The sequence below is a fragment of the Kitasatospora sp. NPDC048194 genome, from assembly GCF_043202455.1.
Taxonomy (GTDB): Bacteria; Actinomycetota; Actinomycetes; order Streptomycetales; family Streptomycetaceae; genus Kitasatospora.
Genome location: NZ_JBIDAK010000020.1, coordinates 1 through 17182 on the forward strand (window position 1 = coordinate 1; position 17182 = coordinate 17182).

Here is a 17182-nt window from a genome sequence, read left to right on the forward strand (position 1 = left end):
GCCCCCCCCCCCCCCCCCCCCCGGGGGCCCCCGCCCCCCCCCCGGCGCGGGGGGGGGCGGGGGCCCCCCGGGGGGGGGGGCGCGCCCCCCGCGGCGCCCCCCCCCCCCCCCGCCGCTGGTCCTCCGGCCGGCGGCTACTTCTTCGTCGTGGCGGCCGAGGGCGACGGCGAGGCGCTCGGCGTGCTGCTCGGCGCGGCGGACGGGGTGGTGCCGGGGGCGCCCGGGGTGCCGCTCGGCGTGGGCGTCGGGCAGCCGGGGGAGGCGGCCGGCCCGGACGGCGTGGTCGTGGGCGTGCCGGTCGGGGTCGCCGTCGGGGACGGGGCGCCGGTCGGGGAGGCGGTGCCGGTCGGGCTGGCGGTGCCGGTAGGCGTCGCGGTCGGCGTCGGGCTCGGGCAGGACGTGGGCGTGCCCGTCGGCGTGCCGGTGGGCGTGGTCGTGGGGGTGGCCGTCGGGGACGGTGTACCGGTCGCGGTGGCCGACGGGCTGGCGGAGGGCGACGGCGAGCCGCTGGGCGTCGGCGTCGTGGTCGGCTGCGGGGACGCCGTCGGAGTCGGCGTGGGCGTCGCCGGCGTCGTCGTCGGCTGCGGCTCGGGGGAGGCGGGCGTGGTCGGTTGGACGCTCGGAACCGGGCTCGTGCCGTTGCCCGTGCTCCCGGTGCCCGGGATGCCGGTCGGAAGGAGCGGCGTGGGCAGGGCGCCGGGCAGGATCGCGGTGCCGGGGCGGTCCGGGACGGTGCTGACCAGGCCGCTGCCGTAGTGGGCCATCCAGTTGCGCACCGTCCGCAGGTACTCGGTGGAGTTGTTGTAGCTGAGCACCGCCCGGTCGAGCTGGGCCGGGTCGGAGAGGTCGCGGCCGCCCGCGCACAGGTAGCGGCCGGCCGTCTCGGCGGCGTCGAAGATGTTGTTCGGATCGGCCTTGCCGTCGCCGTTGGCGTCGGTGCCCCAGGACGCCCAGGTGGACGGGATGAACTGCATCGGGCCGACGGCGCGGTCCCAGCGGGAGTCGCCGTCGTAGCGACCGCCGTCGCTGTCGGGTATCGCGGCGAAGCCGTTGCCGTCCAGCACCGGGCCCAGGATCGGCGTCAGGGTCGTTCCCCGGGCGTCCACCTGGCCGCCGTCGGCCTGGCCGGACTCGACCTGGCCGATGGCCGCCAGCAGCTGCCAGGGCAGGTGGCAGCCGGGGCTGCGCCGGGCGATCGAGGACTCGGCCTGCTGGTAGGCGGCGAGGACGGTGGCGGGCAGCGAGGCACCGGTGGCGGCGAACGGGCCGGCCGACGGCGCGCCGGGCAGCGTGCCGGGCGGCTGGGGCAGCTGGACGGTGCCGCCGCCGTCGGCCGGGCGGCCGGTGCCGGGAGCGGCGGGGCCGCCGAACGGGGAGGCCGGCGTGCCGGACCCGTCCTGCGCGGTGGCGCCGCCCGGCGCCGGGTTGGTGTCGGCGGCCGCCGCGACCGGGGTGAGCCCGAGGCCCGACACCTGAGAGCCGGTCAGGGCGGCCAGCGCGGCGAGTGCCGCCGCCGTCCCCGTGACCCGCTTGCCGAGCCGTGTCCGCCGCCCGCCCCGAGCGCTGCCGAACTTCCCCGCCATCTGTCGCCCCTCCCCGTCGCCCGTCCGGGCCGTCGTGGAACGGTGGGCCCTCGTCGTCGTGCCCCCGCCCCGGCGGCAGCTGCCGCCGCGACGATTAGTATCACGACGATCTGACAGGGACAGGAAGACGGGGAGCCGGGCGGCTCCCACCGACGCCGCGAACGCCGCAGTTCAGCGGGGGTCCCCCGGCTCGTACCGCTGCTCGCTCGGGTCGGCCCGACCACCGGCGACCGGCCGTCGCGCAGCCGAGTCCGCTGCCGCCACGGTGAGTTGGCCGAACTTTCGGCGGAAACACCCCGGCGCTGCCGGAGCCCGGTGCGGCGGACCGAAGCGCGGGGGTGGTACGTGGACGGCGCGTCGAGCTCCTGGCGGCGCCCGGAGGCGACCGCCCTGACCTGCCCGGATGCCGGCGCCAATCCCCGACATGTCTAGCAGGGCCGGCCGGTCGGCACCAGGGGGCGTCCCCAACTCGGCCCGGGAAGGATGACGTTCACGTGAAAGTGGGCATGCCAGGAAAAGTCGTCCGGCATGCTGTGCCGCGTGACCATGCGAATGGAGGCCGAAACCGTGAGCGCGAACCTGCCGGAGACCGTCGTCGAGGGAGCGGTCGTCCTGCCGGCACCCCCTCGGGTGGTGGACGACCTGGCCCGTGACCTGACCCAGGCCGCCGCCGCCGTCCGGGCGGTGTCGCGTTCCGGCCGTTCCTCCGGCGGGGACGTCGCGGTCGCCGCCTACACCGCGGTGGTGTGCACCGGCCGTTCGGCCGCCCGCGCCCTGGAGGAGGCGGCCGCCTGGTGCCGGCAGGCCCCGGACGCCGAGGTCCACTCGCTGGCCTGGGCCCGGGTGCCGGGGCACCGGGAGGGCGTCCACGAGTACCGCGTCACCATGGCCGTCAGCTTCCCGGACGACGAGACCGGCGAGCACCTCGGCGACACCCACCACGCCTGGCGGTGAGCCCGCCGCCCGAGGGCCGGGGAGCCCCCGCCCCTCGGCCACCCGGTCCCTCGGCCCGAGCCCCTCGGCCCGAGCCCCGGCCCCTCGGCCGGAGGCCGCGGCCCCCTGAGGCCGTATCATCGGCGCATGGGTGATGGGGGTACGAACGACGGGGTCGACGGCCGCGGCGCGGACGAAGCCGCCCGCCAGGAGGTCGGCGGCGGCGCGAACGCCGCCGGGCCGGTTCCGGCGCCCGGCGAGGACGGCCCGGGTGACCTGTCGCGGACCGCTGCCGTCGCGGTCACCGTGCTGGCGATCCTGTGCGGCTGCACGGTGATGCTGGCGATGTTCAGCTGGCTGGGCTGGAGCGTCCCCGGTGTGGGCTGGATCGTCGCCAAGGCCGGGATCAAGCTGGCCGTCGGCGGCTTCGCCGGGCTGGCCGCGGCCGCCGCCTGGGCCCGTGCCAAGCTGCGGGCGGGCGGCGGTAGTTGACCGGCCGCCCAGGTGAGGTGACCGGCGGCAGTTGACCGGACGCCCGTTCAGGCGGTCGGCGGGACGGGACAGGTGACGTCGTGGGCGGGCGCCCTGCCGTCCAGCAGGTAGCGCTCGACGGCGTCGGTGACACAGGGGTCCGAACCGGGGTACTGGCCGTGGTTGCCGTTCCCCGTGACGGTGACCAGCTTCGAGCCGCGCAGCGCGCGGTGCGCGCCGAGCGCCGCCTCGTAGTACGTGGCCGGGTCGTGCAGGGAGTTGAGCATCAGGACCGGGGGCAGGTGGGCGCCGGTGACGGCGACCTCGGGCGCCGGGCCCGTCGGCCAGGCCGCGCAGACCGAGCTGAAGGCGAGCGTCCGCGCGCCGACGAGCGGGTAGCGGGCGGTGTTCTCGGCACCGCGCCGGATCCAGGTGCCGATGTCCTTGGTCCACGGGGTGTCGGCGCACGTCACCGAGAAGTACTCGGCGAGGAACTCCGGGCTCAGGTACTGGCCGAAGAGCCGGCGGGCGGCCTGCTGGGCGGCCGGGTCGGCGTTCGGCCAGTCGTCCAGCGCCGTCAGCGCGCCGGCGAGCAGCGGGAAGGCCCTGTCGCTGTAGATCGCGTTGATCGTGCCGTTGTCCAGTTGGTTGGGCCCGAGGGTCAACGACCCGTCGATGACGGGCCGCTCGTGCAGGGCGGCGCGCCGCTGCTCCCAGTGCGCCTGGACCTCCTCCGGGGTCGAGCCCCAGTGGTAGGTGCTGTCCCGGGCCGCCATCCAGGGCAGGAAGTCCTGTTCGAAGCGCCGCTGGAAGCTCATGGGCTGGCCCAGTTCGAACCGTTCCCAGCTGCCGTCGAAGCCGATGTTGCTGTCCAGCACCATCCGCTCGACCCGGTGCGGGAAGAGCGTCCCGTAGTAGGCGCCGATCATGGTGGCGTAGGAGGCGCCGTAGTAGCTGATCTTCTTCTCGCCGAGCAGGGAGCGGTAGAGGTCCATGTCGCGGACGGTCTGCTCGGTGGTCAGGTAGGGCAGCAGATCGCCGCTGTGCTCCTCGCAACCGGCGACCAGCTTGCGGGAGTTGGCGATCACGCGGTCGATCGCCTCGGGGGACTGGTCCCGGTAGTCCCCGGCCAGGAACTCCTGGAACTCCTCCGGGGTCTGGCACCGGGCGTGGGTGCTGCGGCCGACGCCGCGCTGGTCGAAGCTGACGATGTCGTAGGCGGCGGCGACGGCGGGGGCGCCCTGGACCAGGTCCATCGGGCGCAGCAGGCCCTGGCCGCCCGGCCCGCCTGCGGTCTCCATCAGCGTCCCCCTGCGCTTCGCCGGGTCGGCCACGCGGTGCCGGGAGACGGCGATGCTCAGATCGGCTCCGGCGCCGGGGCGGTGCCAGTCGCGCGGGACGGCCATGGTCGCGCAGTCCAGCGCGGGCTGCCCCTCGCAGGGCTGCCAGTCGAGGCTCTGGTGGGCGTAGCGGGCGGGCACGGCCCTGGTGTCGCCGGGGTCGCGGGCGGCGTCGGCGCTGGCCGTGGCGGGCAGGGCGAGCGAGGCCAGGAGGGCGGTGGCGACGGCGACGAGGGCGGCCGCGCGGCGGGTGCGGGATGCGGTGCTGTTCACGGGCACGATCCTGTCCCGCCCGGCAGCTGACGCACGATGACGCAGGGCCCCCTCTTCGAGGTGGTGCTGGGTACACCCCTCCCGGTGGAGGGGCGTACCCGGCGGCTTCGTCCCGGTGCCGGCGGCAGGCCGCCGGTGACCGAGCGGCGGGTGGTTCGGTAGCGGTTCGACGGCCGGTGGTTCAGTAGGCGACGGTGAAGCGGGCGCGTCGGTGGGCGGGGTGCTCCGCCTCGTCGAGCAGGGCGACCGCGAGGTCCTCCATCGAGATCGCCGAGTGGCCCTCGGAGTCGACGAGCAGTTCGTCCCGGCCGAGCCGGAACCGGCCGGTGCGCGTGCCCGGTTCGAGTTGGGCGGCCGGGCTGAGGTAGGTCCAGTCGACCTTCTGGTCCGCGCGGAAGAGGTCCAGCTGCTCGCCGCAGGCCAGCGAGATCGGCCGGATCTCGTCGGGGAAGCCGGGGGAGTCGACGAGGAGGGTCCCGTCGGTGCCCGGCACGGTCAGGCTGCCGGCGCCGCCGACCGCGATCAGGCGCACGCCCGTCCCGGCCAGACCGTCCAGCAGACCCCGGGTGGCGGCGGCCAGCTCGTGCTCGTGGCCGGGCACGGGGCGGGTGGCGGTGACCACCAGGTCCTGTCCTGCGGCGATCCGGATGACGTCGCCGGGGTCGCGGGCGTCGCCGACGGCGAGGGTGACGGTGGACGGCAGGTCGTGCGGCTTGGCCGGGTCCCGTACGACGGCGGTGACCTCGTGGCCGCGGGCGAGCGCCTCGGCCACCACGCGGCTGCCGACGTTGCCGGTGGCGCCGAACACGGTGATGCGCATGCGGGGTCCTCCTTGGACGGAAAAGGGGATGTCAGCGGGTGTGCGGTGCGGTGCCGTCGCGCAGGGGCGACGGGATCGGGGGCTGCCGCACCCTCGCGGCGGCGGCCTCCGCAGCGGCGGGGGCAGCACCCGAGCCGACGGCAGTAGCGCCCGGAGCCGGTGCCGGAGCCGGATCTCGAGCCGGTGCCGGCGGCAGGGCCGCGGTGCGCGGACGCTGGGTCTGGGCGGCGATCAGCGAGCCGAGCACCACCACCGCGCCGAGCACCTGAAGCGGACTGAGGTCCTGCCCGAGCGCGAGCCAACCGGTCGCGGTCGCGACCACCGGGCTGAGCAGGGAGAGGAAGGACAGCGAGGTCGGCGGCAGGGCCCGCAGCCCGCGGAACCACACCGCGTAGGTGAGGGCCGCGCCGATCAGGCAGAGGTAGGCGTAGCCGAGCACGTTGTCGAGGGTGTAGTGGGTGGGCGGGGCGCCCTCGCTCAGCAGGGTGACCGGCACCAGCAACAGGCCCCCGGCGGTGAGTTGCCAGCCGGTGGTGGCCAGCAGCGGTGCGGGGGAGGCCCAGCGCTTGGAGAGGACGACGCCGAAGGCCATCAGCACAGCGCCGCCGAGCGCGGCGGCCACCCCGAGGGCGTCCAGCCGGGCGTCGGCGCGCAGCACCAGCAGGCTGACGCCCGCCACGCCGGCGACCCCGGACAGCACGGTCCGCAGCGTGAGCCGGTCGCCGAGCAGTGCTGCGGAGAGCGCGGCGGTGACCAGTGGCTGGACGGCGCCGACGGTGGCCGCGATTCCGCCGGGCAGGCGGTAGGCGGCGACGAAGAGCAGGGCCTGGAAGCCGCCGATGTTGAACGCGCCGAGGACCAGTGCGCGCCACCACCAACCGCCCTTCGGGAGGGTGCGGGTGAGGGCGATCAGCAGCAGTCCGGCCGGGAGGCAGCGGATGACGGCGGCCAGCAGTGGCCGGTGGGGCGGGAGCATTTCCGTGGTGACGAGGTAGGTGGTGCCCCAGACGGCGGGGGCCAGGGCAGTCACCAGCACGATGGCGAGCCGATTTCTTAGCACTAAGGAAACGTATCTCAGTGCTAAGGCATCATGGGTGGCCCCCGCTGGTGACATGGCTCACAGTTACCTCACTGCTAAGGAACTTCGTCGGCGTCGCCTACTCTGGGGCGATGGCAGATCATGTGGACCGCGTAGTCGCGCAGTGGGCCGTCGAGCGGCCCGAGCTGGACGTCTCCCCGATGGAGGTGTTCGGCCGGCTCAAGCGCCTCTACCGCCTGGTGGACGCGGAGCTCAACCGCACCTTCGCCCGACACGGCCTGGACGCCGCCTCCTTCGACGTCCTCGCCACCCTCAGGCGCAGCGGCCCGCCCTACCGCCTCACCCCCACCCGTCTGATGCAGTCCGCCATGGTCACCTCCGGCGCCATCACCCAGCGCCTGGACCGCCTGGAAGCCCGCGGCCTGGTCACCCGGACCCGCAGCGACCAGGACGGCCGCAGCCGCGACGTCGAACTCACCCCGGACGGCCACGCCCTGATCGACCGCGCCCTGCCCGACCACGTCGCCGGCGAGCGCCGCATGCTGGCGGGCCTGGACGACGACCAGCGGGCGGCGCTCGTCGACGCGATGCGCGCCCTCCTCGCGCACTTGGGGGACACCTCCGGCTGATCGACCGCGTCCCGGCCCCGCTGTGGCCGCCCGGCCCTGGCCGGCCCGCCCCAGCCGCGGCCGCGCCGCGAGGTCGACCGGCGAACTGCGCGGGCTCGCCGACCCCCGGTACGGCCGGGGCGTCCCGAGCGCCCGGGCACGGGCCCTACGGCTTGACCGCCACGGCCTTGAAGAAGGTGTAGTGGAAGGTCCCGCCCGGCTCGGCCGCCCGGCGCAGCTCCGCGATGCCGCGGTCGAAGGCCTCCGCGGTGGCCAGCCCGGCGGCCAGCACCTCGGCCCGGACGGCCTCCACCATCGCGACGAAGGTCCGCAGGGTGAAGCCCTCCACCAGGGCGGGTCGGCCGCCGTCCGCGTAGACGGTGCGCGGGCGGACCGCCACCTCCGCGAACCCGGCGGCCGTCAGCAGCGGGTACAGCCGGCGGCCGATCAGGGCGTCGCCGCCCGCCGCGGCCTGGAGCCGGACCAGGTGGTCGACGGTACGGCGGGCCGCCGCGCTCTCCGGGTGGAAGAAGGCCGAGCCGTGGTCGCCCTCGATCACGGTGATCGTCCCGCCCGGCCGGAGCACCCGGCGCAGTGCGGCCAGGCCGGCCGCCGGGTCGGGCAGGTGCTCCAGCACGAAGCACAGGAAGACGTGGTCGAACGCGCCGTCCGGGAAGGGCAGTCGGTGCAGGTCGCCGTGGTGCCAGGAGACCCGGGCGGCGGGCGCCTGGGCGGCCACCCGGGCCCGCGCCTGGTCCAGCGACTCCGCCGAGAGGTCCGTGGCGGTCAGCAGCACGCCCGGGCTCCCGGCCAGCAGGTGCACCGTCTGGGCCCCGACCCCGCAACCCGCCTCCAGCACCCGGCTGCCCGCCGGATAGGCGGTGCCGGCGTGCAACAACTCGGCGAGGGTGTCGGCCTGGTCGCCCAGGCGCTGCGCCTCGGCGTCCGAGTAGCCGTGGACGTACGGGGCGGCCCGGGTGTGCGTTTCGGTGGTCATGGGGCAACCCTCGCGCCACTATGGACCGGTGAACAGGTCCAAAGGCGAGGCTGACGACAGGTCCAAAGAGCTCGGGGCGGACTTCCTCCAGCTCGACGCCGCCGAGGCCCCGACCGGCGGCCTCACCGAATGGCTGGCCCGCCGACTGCGCGAAGCCGTCGCCGACGGGCGGCTCCCGGTGGGCAGCCGACTGCCCGCCAGCCGGGTGCTCGCGGCCGAACTCGGCGTCTCCCGAGGGGTGGTGACGGACGCCTACCGCCGACTCGGCGAAGCCGGGCAGGTCTGCGGGCGCGGCAGGGGCGGCACCGTGGTGGTCGCGGCCCCGGCGCCCGCCGCCGCGCCCGCTCCCCGCCGGCCGGCGCCCGTCCTCTTCCGTGACGGCCCGGACGCCGAGGTGTTCGACCAACTGCGCGCGGCCCCCGCCCGGATCGACCTCACCCCCGGCCTCCCCGACCTCGCCGCCTTCCCGCGCGCCGCCTGGCTGCGGGCCGAGCGGGCCGTCCTCGACGGCCTCGCCGCCCACCACCTCGGCTACGGCGACGTCCGCGGCGCGCCCGCCCTGCGCGAGGCCGTCGCCCACTGGCTCGCCCGCAACCGGGGGATCCGCGCCGACCCGGAGGAGGTGCTCGTCGTCGCCGGGACGGCCCAGGCCCTCGCCCTGCTCGGCCGTGCCCTCGGCCGCCTGGGCATCACCGAGGTCGCGCTCGAGGACCCGGGCTCGCTCGGCGCCCGCCAGCACCTCGCCCACTGGCTCGCCGCGACCCCGCCCGTTCCCGTCGACGCGCAGGGCGTCCGCGTCGACGCCCTGCGCGCCACCGGAGCCCCGGCCGTGCTGCTCACCCCCGCCCACCAGTACCCGACCGGGGTCGTCCTCGGCGGGGAGCGACGCCGCGAACTGCTGGGCTGGGCGCGCGAGGGCGGCCTCGTCATCGAGGACGACTACGACGCCGAACACCGCTACGACCGCCCGCCCCTGCCCGCGCTCCGGGCCGCCCTGCCGGAGCAGGTCTGCTACGCCGGCAGCATCTCCAAACTGCTCGCCCCCGCCCTGCGCACCGGCTGGCTGCTGGTGCCCGCGCGGCTGCGTGACGCCGTCCTGGAGGCCAAGCGCTTCGCCGACCTCGGCAACCCGGTGCTGCCCCAGCTGGTCCTGGCGCGGCTGATGGAGTCCGGCGAACTCGAGCGCCACCTGCGCCTGTTGCGCCGCCGCCACCGCCGGCGCCGGGACGCGATGATCGCCGCCGTCCGCGCCCACCTGCCCGGCGCCACGGTGCACGGCGCGGCCGCCGGCCTGCACCTGATGCTCACCCTCCCCGAGCGACCGGGCCGCAGCGACACCGAACTGGCCACGGCCGCCCTCGCCGCGGGCGTGAAGGTCCAGCCGCTCTCCTGGCACGCCCGCCTCCCCCAGCCACCGGGCCTGGTCCTCGGTTACGCGGCCCGTTCCCCGGCCGAGATCGACGAGGGCGTGGCCGTGCTGGGCCGACTGGTCCGCCACGGCGCCCGCCGGTCCGCCACCCCGGCCCCTGGCCGAGCCGGCTGAGCCCCGCCCCGTACCGGTCTGCCCGGTCGTCGGCGGACGCCGGTTCACCCGGACGGGTGCGGCGCGGCAGACCGGTCGCCCCGCCGGGGGCTCCCGCCGGCTCCGGCCGTCGGCGGGGCGGGCGGCGGAGGGGCCGGGGTGGGGGGCTTCCGCGGGGATGCCGGGCGCCGGGGCCCTGGGTACGCTGACGGACCGTATGCCGCTCCTCACCCTGGAGGCGTGATGGCCGCGTTCCGGCGGATTGCCCGGCTCGGGTCGGTGCTGCTGGTGCTCGGGGCCGTGCTGGGACCGGTCCCGGCCGGGTCGGCCACGCGTGGCGGCGGGATTCCCGGGGAGAGGACCACGGCGGTGGCCGGTCAGGACGAGGATCCGTACCAGCTCGCGGGACGCCGGATCGTGCTGTCCTACCCGGGCCCGACCCCGCCACCGGAGACCCTGCGGGCCATCGGGGAGGGTCGGGCGGCCGGGGTCATCCTGTTCGGCGAGAACGTCACCGGCCCCGAACAACTTGCCGAGGCCGTGGCCCGGTTGAAGGAGGCGGCCGCAGCGGCGCGGCATCCGCGACCGCTGCTGCTGATGACCGACCAGGAGGGCGGCAGGGTCCGCCGGCTGCCCGGCGCGCCCGAACTCTCCGCCCGCCGCACCGGATCGGCCCCGGACCCGCTCCTCGCCGCCGTGGACTCCGGGACGGGCGCCGCGGCCACGCTCACCGGCGCCGGGCTGAACGTCAACCTCGCGCCGGTCCTCGACGTGTACGACACCCCGGACAACTTCATCGACCACTTCGAGCGCTCCTTCGGCCAGGACCCCTCCCGCGTGGGCGCGTTGGGCAGCGCCTTCCTGGCCGCGCAGCAGAGCCGCGGGGTCGCCGCCACCGCCAAGCACTTCCCCGGCCTCGGCTCGGCCGCCCGGGACGAGAACACCGACGCGCGCCCCGTCACCCTCCCCGTCCCCCTGGCGCAGCTCCGCAGCCGCGGCGAGGCCCCGTACCGTGCCGCCATCGCGGCGGGCGTGCGCCTGGTGATGGCCTCCTGGGCGATCTACCCGGCTCTGGACCCGGACCGGCCGGCGGGCTTCTCGCCCACGGTCATCCAGGGCGAACTGCGCGACCGCCTCGGCTTCGGCGGCGTGACCATCACCGACGCCCTCGAGGCCGGCGCCCTCACCCCCTACGGCGACACCGGCACCCGGGCCGTCTCCGCCGCTGCCGCCGGCATGGACCTCATCCTCTGCTCCGCCCGCGACCCCCAGCAGGGCGAGGACGCCACGGAGGCCCTCGCCGCCGCCCTCGGCTCGGGCCGCCTCGACCGCGCGGCCTTCACCCGGTCGGTCACCCGGGTCGACGCCCTGCGGGAAGCACTGCGCTGATCCGCCGGACCCGTCGAGCGCCCGCAACCGGTGAGCGCCCGCAACCGTTGAGCGCCCGCAGCCGGCTGCGGGCGCTCAACGGGACCCCGCCGGCACCCGGCCGTCGGACCGGCCCTGAGCGCGGAGCAGGGTGCGCAGGTCGATGATCCGGTAGCCGCGGGCGCGGACGCCGTCGATGATCCGGGGCAGGGCCTCGGCGTCCAGGCAGGTGGTCGGGCCGCCCTCGTCGGTGGCGCCCACGTGGAGCTGGAGCACGGCGCCGGGGGTCAGGGCGGCGAGGGCCCGTTCGACGGCGCGGTCGGCGGTCATGCCGTGTCCGGGGCCGAGGTAGCCGTTGGTGTCGGCGGTGAACTCCAGGTCCGCGTAGCCGAGCCCGTTGACGGCGGCGACGGTCTGCGGGGTGGTCGCGCTGTACGGGAAGCGGAAGAAGGGCAGCGGGTCGGCGCCGCCGCCGACGGCGCGGCGGATGGCGGTGTCGGCCCGGCGGACCTCGGCGCGGGCCTGGTCGGGGGTGAGGGTGGTGAAGTCCGGGTGGCCGTACGAGTGGTTGCCGAGGCCGTGGCCCGCGGCCGCGACGGCGCGCAGGGCCCCGGGGTGCCGGTCGGCGAAATCACCGGTGGGGAAGAAGACGGCCGGGGCGGCGCGGTCGCGCAGCATGCCGAGCACGGTGTCCAGCCCGGTCTCGTTCCAGGCGGCGTTGAAGGTGAGGGCGACGACGCGCTCCTCGGTGGGGATCCGGCGGAGCTCGCCGCCGAGCAGGGCCGGGGGCGCCGGGGCGAAGCCCGTGAGCGCGGTGAGGGCGGCGAGGGCGAGCAGGGCCGCGAGGGCGGCGCGGAGGCGGTTCACCCCCGGTTCAACGCGGCGGCGGCCGGGACGCCACGGCCGGGCACCCGTCCAGGCGTGCCCGGGGTCCGGCCAAGGTACCTGCAAAACCCACACTGAGATGATCTCGAAGCCTTGATTCGCCGCCCGGGTCGCCGCGAGCGGATCAGTATCATCCGATGTCTCGTCATGTCCTGGCACGGGACACGGTGGCCGAGCGCCAGCATCCGCGGCGAGCAGGGCATCCGCCGGGGCGGACGCCCCTCTCGCCGCGGCGGCCCGATCAAGCCGGTGTGCCCCCGTGTATCAGGCGAGCTGTGGCATGACCTCGGACGCGATCCACTCCATCGCCTTCTCCACATGTTCGGCTGCAACGGGCAACCACAGGGTGCAGACGGTGAGCCCCGCTTCCGAGAGTTCTCCAAGGGCGTCAGCGACTCGCGTGGCGGTCGGTGAAACGCCCCCCAGCGGCTCTCCCGGAGACGGGACAGCCGCAGGGATTCCGGGCGGCGTGAGGAACGCGGCCGAAGCGAGTGTCAGGCGTTCGACCCGCTCGTCGTCGGTCGCGAGTTCGCGCAGACGGCGCTGTACGTCAGCGATGTCCGCGGCGTCGGCGCCGGTGCCGTACCAGCCGTCGCCGAACCGCAGTGCGCGCCGCAGGGCGGCGTCACTGTGGCCGCCGACCCACACCGGTGGGCCGCCGTGGGTGACCGGCGGCACTCCCAGGTGGGCGGCGCGCAGTCTCGTGAACGGCCCCTCGAAATCCGCGGGACGCGTCGTCCACAGGGCCTTGGCAGCCGCGAGATGGTCGTCGGTGCGGGCACCTCGTTCTCGGGAGGGTACGCCGACGGCTTCGAACTCGTCAGGGTTCCAGCCGGTGCCGATACCCAGGAACAGGCGGCCGCCGGACACGACGTCCAGCGTGGCCGCCTGGTTGGCGAGCACCAGCGCCGGGTAGTACGGCGCGACGAGTACGGACGTCAGCAACCGCAGGCGTGTCGTCACACCGGCGACGGCCGAGAGCAGGACGAGAGGGTCGGTGTCGAGGCCGAACCCACTGTCCAAGAGGCGGTTGCCGACGGCTACATGGTCGAAGCCCAGCTGCTCGGCATTCGAGGCGGCGCGGAGCACAGCGGTTCCGTCCTCGATCGGCCAGCGCGGCTGGAGGGAGACGCCGAGGCGCAACAGGGGCATAGGAGGCGGCCTTTCAGTGGCGGTCTGGTGGTGCCAGGACGGTTACCGGACCGCCCTGCCACCACACCCAACTCCTCCGCGGCGTAGGTTCATCCACTGAAGGCAGCGCGACTTCCGCGCCCGGCCGGCCAGGCGGCGACGCCCTGGAGAGCCCCTGGCATCGAGACCCCGTCCGCCCGTTGCTGCCAACGGTCACCTCGGTCATGGACCCGGCGAGGGCGGGGTAGGCCGGTTCTGCGGTGTCCGGACCAGTTGCTCAGGCTCGGCTGTCCGCGCGTAGAGCGTGACGGTGTTCAGCGCGAGTGTCAGTGGCATCGGGGATGCTCGGTGGCTCATGTCACCGAGGCAGGGAGCCCTCAGATGCCGATCCATGTTGCCGGTCGTCGCCGTGCGATGGCGTCGCTGACCGCCGCGTTCCCGGGCGCGGAGATCATCGACGTGACCTCCGGAGCACCCGAACCGTGGGTGCGGCTGAGTCCGTTCTACCCGCACGGCGGCATTCCGGTCCCCTACTGCGACGGTGTGACCAGCCAGTCCGTCGAGGGGATCTGGCAAGCCCTCAAGGTCTTCCAGGACTGCGATGTCGACCCCACCAAGCTCGGGATCACCACGATGAAGGGCCTGAAGCGGACGGTGCGTCGACACGGCCCTGTCCAAGGCCACCGCACCGGTCTGCACGGCGACCGGTTGCTGCGCTACGAGGCGGCCCGGCGCCGGATCTATCTGCCGGCCTACCGGTGGGTTCTCGAACACCGCGCCGCTGATCTGGTCGAGCGGCTGCGCGGCAAGGAGGATGTCGTACTTCTGGACTACACCACCAACGGCGACGTCACCGATCCCACCAGCCCGCTCTCCCACGCCGCGCTCGTCCAACTGCACATAGAGGGCCGCTGGCCCGACGAGGGTGACACCGATGCTGCCAACGCGACACGCCACGCAGACGCTGCTGCAGCGAGTGGGTGACCGAATCGAACCCCGGTGGCGGTTTCCTGGCGCCCCGCTTGTTGCCTGAGGGCCCCGTCGGCATCCGCGAGCCGCGACCCTGGCAGCCTCGCGGTGCGTTCCGGGGAGGCGGTGCCGCCGTAGCGCATGGCGGTCCGCTCGGTGACGCCGACGAGCCTCATCAGCTTCAGCGGGTCACCGGTGGCAAGGCTTCGGGGCCGGCCGCCCCGGTCGATGTCCTCCCCGCACCTGACCACCAAGCGTTGGCGTCGAGTCGCGGCCGGGCGACGGCCGACAACGTCGAGATCGCCTGCACACCCAGCGACGTCGAGGCCCACCGAAGTCGCCACCGGAGCGAACGTTGCCTGAGGCAGCGCCTGGAGAGGCCTCCACAGGGTGGACCTACGCCTTGGGGAGCTCTCCTCGCTGGGTGACCATCCCCATCCACGCCTCCAAGGTGGCGACGAACTCGCCGAGATCGGACGTGGCATGGGAGGCCCGCTCGTGCTCCCAGCCGGGGTCCAGGACGACGACGCGGAAGCCGCAGTTGCCGTACCAGCCGGCGTCTATGGTGATCTCCCGACTCCGCAGACCCCCCTTCTCCGCCACCTCTTGTGCGGACAGCCACGGCGGTGGCGAGGTGCGGGCCCAGTACAGGTCCTCCGAATCGTTGGCCTCGACCGTGCCGTCCGGCAGACGCCGGACCTCCAGGGCGTTGTAGACGACATTCCAGCCGGCGGGGACACGCAGCGGAAGCAAACCCCAGTCCTCGGTGATGGCTGCGGCCAGCCGCGAACCGGGCGGAACTTCGAAGATTCGGCTCATGCGCCGACAGCGTAGTCAGAGTTGCATCTCACCCGCGGACGGAGGTCGTACGTCTGCGGATGAGATGCCGGCGATCAGTGGTCCGGCGACGGGTGCGCCGCCGTCCTCACCTGCGGCGCAGGCCGGCGCCGGGCCGGTGTGGCTGTCGGTGCCCTGCCGTAGAGTCCACCGCTGTGACGACGCTGATGACCTACGCCGGCCCCGCCGAGCCCGACCGGCCGGCCACCCGTACCGGCGGACTGCCGCTGGCCCCGGCCGGCACCGTCTGGCCGACCTGCGCGGCCTGCCGCGGGCCGATGCAGTTCCTGGCACAGATCCACCTGGACGACCTCGGGCGCCACGTCGGCCAGGGCACCCCGCACGGGCGGGGCGTGCTCGGCCTGTTCATGTGTCAGAACAACCCGGGCCTCTGTGCCGAGTGGGATCCGAAAGCGGGCGGCAACCGCGCGCTGCTGTTCCCCGCGGACGGGCTGCGGCCGCTCGTGGTACCGGACCTGGGCGAGGACGGCGACCCGCAGGCGGTCCTGCTGGGCGCGGTGAGCGCGATCGCCTTCCAGTCGCTGCCCGTGGCGGCCGACTACGGCGAAGCCCGCGCGGAGTGGCTCGAGCGGTCCGGTCGTCCGCCCCGCCATGTCCTGGGCCAGCTCGGTGGCGAGCCGGACTGGCTCCAGGGCGACGAGACGCCCGACTGCCCGGGCTGTTCACAGCCCATGCCGCTGGCCGTCCGCCTCGAGGAGGGCCAGCACGCCGCGACCGCCATGAACTTCGGCGGCGGCGCGGCCTACGCCTTCGCCTGCGAGCCCTGCACCGAGGCCGTCTTCCTGTGGCAGTGCTGACCACGGGCACGTGACAGCAACAAGGAGAGCAACCGATGCCGAGTATCGACATCACCGTGTCCCAGGTCCGGCGGCTCCTGGACACCTCGGACGAAGACACGGCCCTGTACGTGTCACGGCACGACTGCATCCCTTGCGTCGAGGTGGATGCCGGCGCCGTCCGCTGGCCGCGGGAGAGGATCGTCGCGACCCGGGGCGACCTGCTCCGCTGGTACGGCGAGGATCACCCCGACCACATCATCGAGGAGTACCTGCCGGAGCTTCAGCAGCGCGCGGACGAGGTGGCGGCCGTCCTCCTCGCGGACACGAGCGCCCGCCCCGTCGCCGGTCACACGGCCATCATCTCCACCACCGCCGAGACCGTGCGGGGGGAGTACTGCGATGTCATGGTGTCCGAGAACACGCTTCACGACTACTGGCAGAGCGACGACGGCCCGGTGGTCATCACGTCCCTCGGATTCGGCATCGCGCTGCGCCCGGTCGTCATCGGGGTGCGGGTCGGCGAGCAGGATGTCCGCGCGAAGGCGGAGCGCGCCGCGGCCGAAGTGCTGCCTGCCCATGGCTGGAGTGTCACCGGCGCGTGGCACCTGGCCGGTGCCTCCCTCCACGCCCCGGTCGAGCGGGTGGCCTGACCCCACCCAAAGCGTCTCTGCTGTGAATCCGTGCGGGCTGCGGATGCCCATGACCAGCTCAGGACGCCCTGCGCACCGCGCTGCGGCGTCGTTTGCGCAGAGATGGCCGCCGTCGCAGCAGTCGCCGAAGTCACAGAGTTCTCGCACGGTGGACTGCGGCATCGCGACGTCGGCGGTGTGGGACGGGTCACCTCCGGCTGTGACGACTTGAAGAAATCTTCATCTGTCGCGATGATGCCTAGCGGCCGCGCCGCCGTCCGCCCGGCCCGGTCGGACGACCGCCGAGCCGGACCCGAGAGAGGGGCGGACCATGCCGGTCCCGCTGTACCAGGCCAAGGCGGAGTTCTTCCGCACCCTCGGCCACCCCGTCCGGATCCGCGTGCTGGAACTGCTCCAGGACGGCCCCCGACCGGTGCGCGAGCTGCTGGCGGAGATCGAGATCGAGCCGTCCAACCTCTCCCAGCAGCTCGCTGTGCTGCGCCGCACCCAGCTGGTCACCGCCAGCCGCGAGGGCAACACGGTGGTGTACGCGCTCAGCACCCCGGACGTCGCCGAACTGCTGCGCGCCGCGCGCCGGATCCTCACCGAGCTGATCACCGACCAGGGCGCGCTGCTCCCCGAGCTCCGCGCGATCGGCGGTCGGTCACCCCGCTGAGCCCGCCGCCCCGACAGAGCCGCAGACCAGCGGCGCCCCGGATCCGCAGCGGCCGGCGAGCCCCGAGGGCCGCACGGCCGCCCCGACCCGCAGAACCCAGGAGAACCCCACCATGAGCGACCGTGCCGGTGACAGCACCGACGAGGAGAAGAGCCGCCGCAAGGCGATGCTGATCCGCGCGGGCATCTACATCTTCGCCACCCACCTGTTCGCCGGCTTCGTCCTGCTGCTCTTCGCGGTCGGCGGCAGCAGGTAGCGGCGGCAGGTAGCGGCGGCACGGGAGGCGCCACCGCTCGCCCCG

General features: G+C 74.8%; 18 protein-coding genes. 10 read left to right on the plus strand and 8 right to left on the minus strand.

The window, feature by feature from the left end:
• Positions 1 to 134 precede the first annotated feature (134 nt).
• A complete protein-coding gene (locus ACGF07_RS23015) occupies positions 135 to 1583 on the minus strand; it encodes a lytic murein transglycosylase (protein ID WP_392901588.1) in 1449 nt (482 codons plus the stop codon).
• A 540-nt stretch (positions 1584 to 2123) separates the two neighbouring features.
• Here ACGF07_RS23015 and ACGF07_RS23020 point away from each other — a divergent pair.
• Both ACGF07_RS23020 and ACGF07_RS23025 read left to right on the plus strand, forming a co-directional pair.
• Positions 2124 to 2537 carry a hypothetical protein gene (locus ACGF07_RS23020; RefSeq protein ID WP_350747283.1) on the plus strand — a complete coding sequence of 138 codons (414 nt, stop codon included), beginning with the start codon at positions 2124 to 2126 and terminating at the stop codon, positions 2535 to 2537.
• Between the two features lie 126 nt (positions 2538 to 2663).
• Positions 2664 to 3008, plus strand: a complete 345-nt coding sequence (locus ACGF07_RS23025) for a hypothetical protein (RefSeq protein WP_392901590.1) — start codon at positions 2664 to 2666, stop codon at positions 3006 to 3008.
• Between the two features lie 47 nt (positions 3009 to 3055).
• On the opposite strand, the gene ACGF07_RS23030 is transcribed toward ACGF07_RS23025, so the two are convergent.
• The 3 genes from ACGF07_RS23030 to ACGF07_RS23040 all read right to left on the minus strand — a co-directional run bounded on the left by ACGF07_RS23030 (position 3056) and on the right by ACGF07_RS23040 (position 6480).
• Positions 3056 to 4600, minus strand: a complete 1545-nt coding sequence (locus ACGF07_RS23030) for an alpha/beta hydrolase (protein ID WP_392901592.1) — start codon at positions 4598 to 4600, stop codon at positions 3056 to 3058.
• Between the two features lie 181 nt (positions 4601 to 4781).
• Positions 4782 to 5420, minus strand: coding sequence for an NAD(P)-dependent oxidoreductase (locus ACGF07_RS23035; protein WP_392901594.1), 639 nt, complete (start codon positions 5418 to 5420; stop codon positions 4782 to 4784).
• A gap of 31 nt (positions 5421 to 5451) precedes the next feature.
• Positions 5452 to 6480, minus strand: coding sequence for an EamA family transporter (locus ACGF07_RS23040; RefSeq protein WP_392901596.1), 1029 nt, complete (start codon positions 6478 to 6480; stop codon positions 5452 to 5454).
• Positions 6481 to 6590: 110 nt separating this feature from the next.
• Between ACGF07_RS23040 and ACGF07_RS23045 the strand changes: the two genes are divergently transcribed.
• Positions 6591 to 7088, plus strand: coding sequence for a MarR family winged helix-turn-helix transcriptional regulator (locus ACGF07_RS23045; RefSeq protein ID WP_392901598.1), 498 nt, complete (start codon positions 6591 to 6593; stop codon positions 7086 to 7088).
• 145 nt (positions 7089 to 7233) lie between these two features.
• Here the strand turns inward: ACGF07_RS23045 and ACGF07_RS23050 are convergent, their stop codons facing one another.
• The gene (locus tag ACGF07_RS23050; protein WP_392901600.1) at positions 7234 to 8064 is read right to left on the minus strand and encodes a methyltransferase domain-containing protein; all 831 of its coding nucleotides are present in this window, start codon (positions 8062 to 8064) and stop codon (positions 7234 to 7236) included.
• 28 nt (positions 8065 to 8092) lie between these two features.
• Here ACGF07_RS23050 and ACGF07_RS23055 point away from each other — a divergent pair, with 28 nt between their 5' ends.
• Positions 8093 to 9607: a PLP-dependent aminotransferase family protein gene (locus ACGF07_RS23055; RefSeq protein WP_392901602.1), complete on the plus strand. Its 1515-nt coding sequence runs from the start codon at positions 8093 to 8095 to the stop codon at positions 9605 to 9607.
• Between the two features lie 222 nt (positions 9608 to 9829).
• Complete coding sequence (locus ACGF07_RS23060; RefSeq protein ID WP_392901604.1) at positions 9830 to 10975, plus strand: glycoside hydrolase family 3 N-terminal domain-containing protein; 1146 nt, start codon at positions 9830 to 9832, stop codon at positions 10973 to 10975.
• 75 nt (positions 10976 to 11050) lie between these two features.
• Here the strand turns inward: ACGF07_RS23060 and ACGF07_RS23065 are convergent, their stop codons facing one another.
• On the minus strand, positions 11051 to 11821 hold the full coding sequence (locus tag ACGF07_RS23065; protein ID WP_392901606.1) for a polysaccharide deacetylase family protein: 771 nt from the start codon (positions 11819 to 11821) through the stop codon (positions 11051 to 11053).
• A gap of 282 nt (positions 11822 to 12103) precedes the next feature.
• Positions 12104 to 12991 (minus strand): TIGR03619 family F420-dependent LLM class oxidoreductase, encoded by an 888-nt coding sequence (locus ACGF07_RS23070; RefSeq protein ID WP_392901608.1) that lies wholly within the window; start codon positions 12989 to 12991, stop codon positions 12104 to 12106.
• Between the two features lie 360 nt (positions 12992 to 13351).
• On the opposite strand from ACGF07_RS23070, the gene ACGF07_RS23075 reads away from it, so the two are divergent.
• On the plus strand, positions 13352 to 13954 hold the full coding sequence (locus ACGF07_RS23075; RefSeq protein WP_392901610.1) for a DUF6939 family protein: 603 nt from the start codon (positions 13352 to 13354) through the stop codon (positions 13952 to 13954).
• Between the two features lie 381 nt (positions 13955 to 14335).
• Here the strand turns inward: ACGF07_RS23075 and ACGF07_RS23080 are convergent, their stop codons facing one another.
• The gene (locus ACGF07_RS23080) at positions 14336 to 14758 is read right to left on the minus strand and encodes a hypothetical protein (RefSeq protein ID WP_392901612.1); all 423 of its coding nucleotides are present in this window, start codon (positions 14756 to 14758) and stop codon (positions 14336 to 14338) included.
• 173 nt (positions 14759 to 14931) lie between these two features.
• On the opposite strand from ACGF07_RS23080, the gene ACGF07_RS23085 reads away from it, so the two are divergent.
• From ACGF07_RS23085 to ACGF07_RS23100, 4 genes are all read left to right on the plus strand, one after another.
• Entirely contained in the window at positions 14932 to 15594 is a 663-nt protein-coding gene (locus ACGF07_RS23085) for a DUF1963 domain-containing protein (RefSeq protein ID WP_392901614.1), read from the plus strand.
• 35 nt (positions 15595 to 15629) lie between these two features.
• The gene (locus ACGF07_RS23090; protein ID WP_392901615.1) at positions 15630 to 16226 is read left to right on the plus strand and encodes a hypothetical protein; all 597 of its coding nucleotides are present in this window, start codon (positions 15630 to 15632) and stop codon (positions 16224 to 16226) included.
• A 310-nt stretch (positions 16227 to 16536) separates the two neighbouring features.
• Complete coding sequence (locus ACGF07_RS23095; protein ID WP_392901617.1) at positions 16537 to 16881, plus strand: ArsR/SmtB family transcription factor; 345 nt, start codon at positions 16537 to 16539, stop codon at positions 16879 to 16881.
• A 112-nt stretch (positions 16882 to 16993) separates the two neighbouring features.
• Complete coding sequence (locus tag ACGF07_RS23100) at positions 16994 to 17137, plus strand: DUF6126 family protein (RefSeq protein WP_392901619.1); 144 nt, start codon at positions 16994 to 16996, stop codon at positions 17135 to 17137.
• Positions 17138 to 17182 lie beyond the last annotated feature (45 nt).

Coding starts and splice junctions, on each gene's coding strand:
- ACGF07_RS23015 (WP_392901588.1), bottom strand. CDS start 1,583: ATGGCGGGGAAGTTCGGCAGCGCTCGGGGCGGGCGGCGGACACGGCTC.
- ACGF07_RS23025 (WP_392901590.1), top strand. CDS start 2,664: ATGGGTGATGGGGGTACGAACGACGGGGTCGACGGCCGCGGCGCGGAC.
- ACGF07_RS23035 (WP_392901594.1), bottom strand. CDS start 5,420: ATGCGCATCACCGTGTTCGGCGCCACCGGCAACGTCGGCAGCCGCGTG.
- ACGF07_RS23045 (WP_392901598.1), top strand. CDS start 6,591: ATGGCAGATCATGTGGACCGCGTAGTCGCGCAGTGGGCCGTCGAGCGG.
- ACGF07_RS23050 (WP_392901600.1), bottom strand. CDS start 8,064: ATGACCACCGAAACGCACACCCGGGCCGCCCCGTACGTCCACGGCTAC.
- ACGF07_RS23060 (WP_392901604.1), top strand. CDS start 9,830: ATGGCCGCGTTCCGGCGGATTGCCCGGCTCGGGTCGGTGCTGCTGGTG.
- ACGF07_RS23070 (WP_392901608.1), bottom strand. CDS start 12,991: ATGCCCCTGTTGCGCCTCGGCGTCTCCCTCCAGCCGCGCTGGCCGATC.
- ACGF07_RS23075 (WP_392901610.1), top strand. CDS start 13,352: ATGCCGATCCATGTTGCCGGTCGTCGCCGTGCGATGGCGTCGCTGACC.
- ACGF07_RS23080 (WP_392901612.1), bottom strand. CDS start 14,758: ATGAGCCGAATCTTCGAAGTTCCGCCCGGTTCGCGGCTGGCCGCAGCC.
- ACGF07_RS23090 (WP_392901615.1), top strand. CDS start 15,630: ATGCCGAGTATCGACATCACCGTGTCCCAGGTCCGGCGGCTCCTGGAC.
- ACGF07_RS23095 (WP_392901617.1), top strand. CDS start 16,537: ATGCCGGTCCCGCTGTACCAGGCCAAGGCGGAGTTCTTCCGCACCCTC.
- ACGF07_RS23100 (WP_392901619.1), top strand. CDS start 16,994: ATGAGCGACCGTGCCGGTGACAGCACCGACGAGGAGAAGAGCCGCCGC.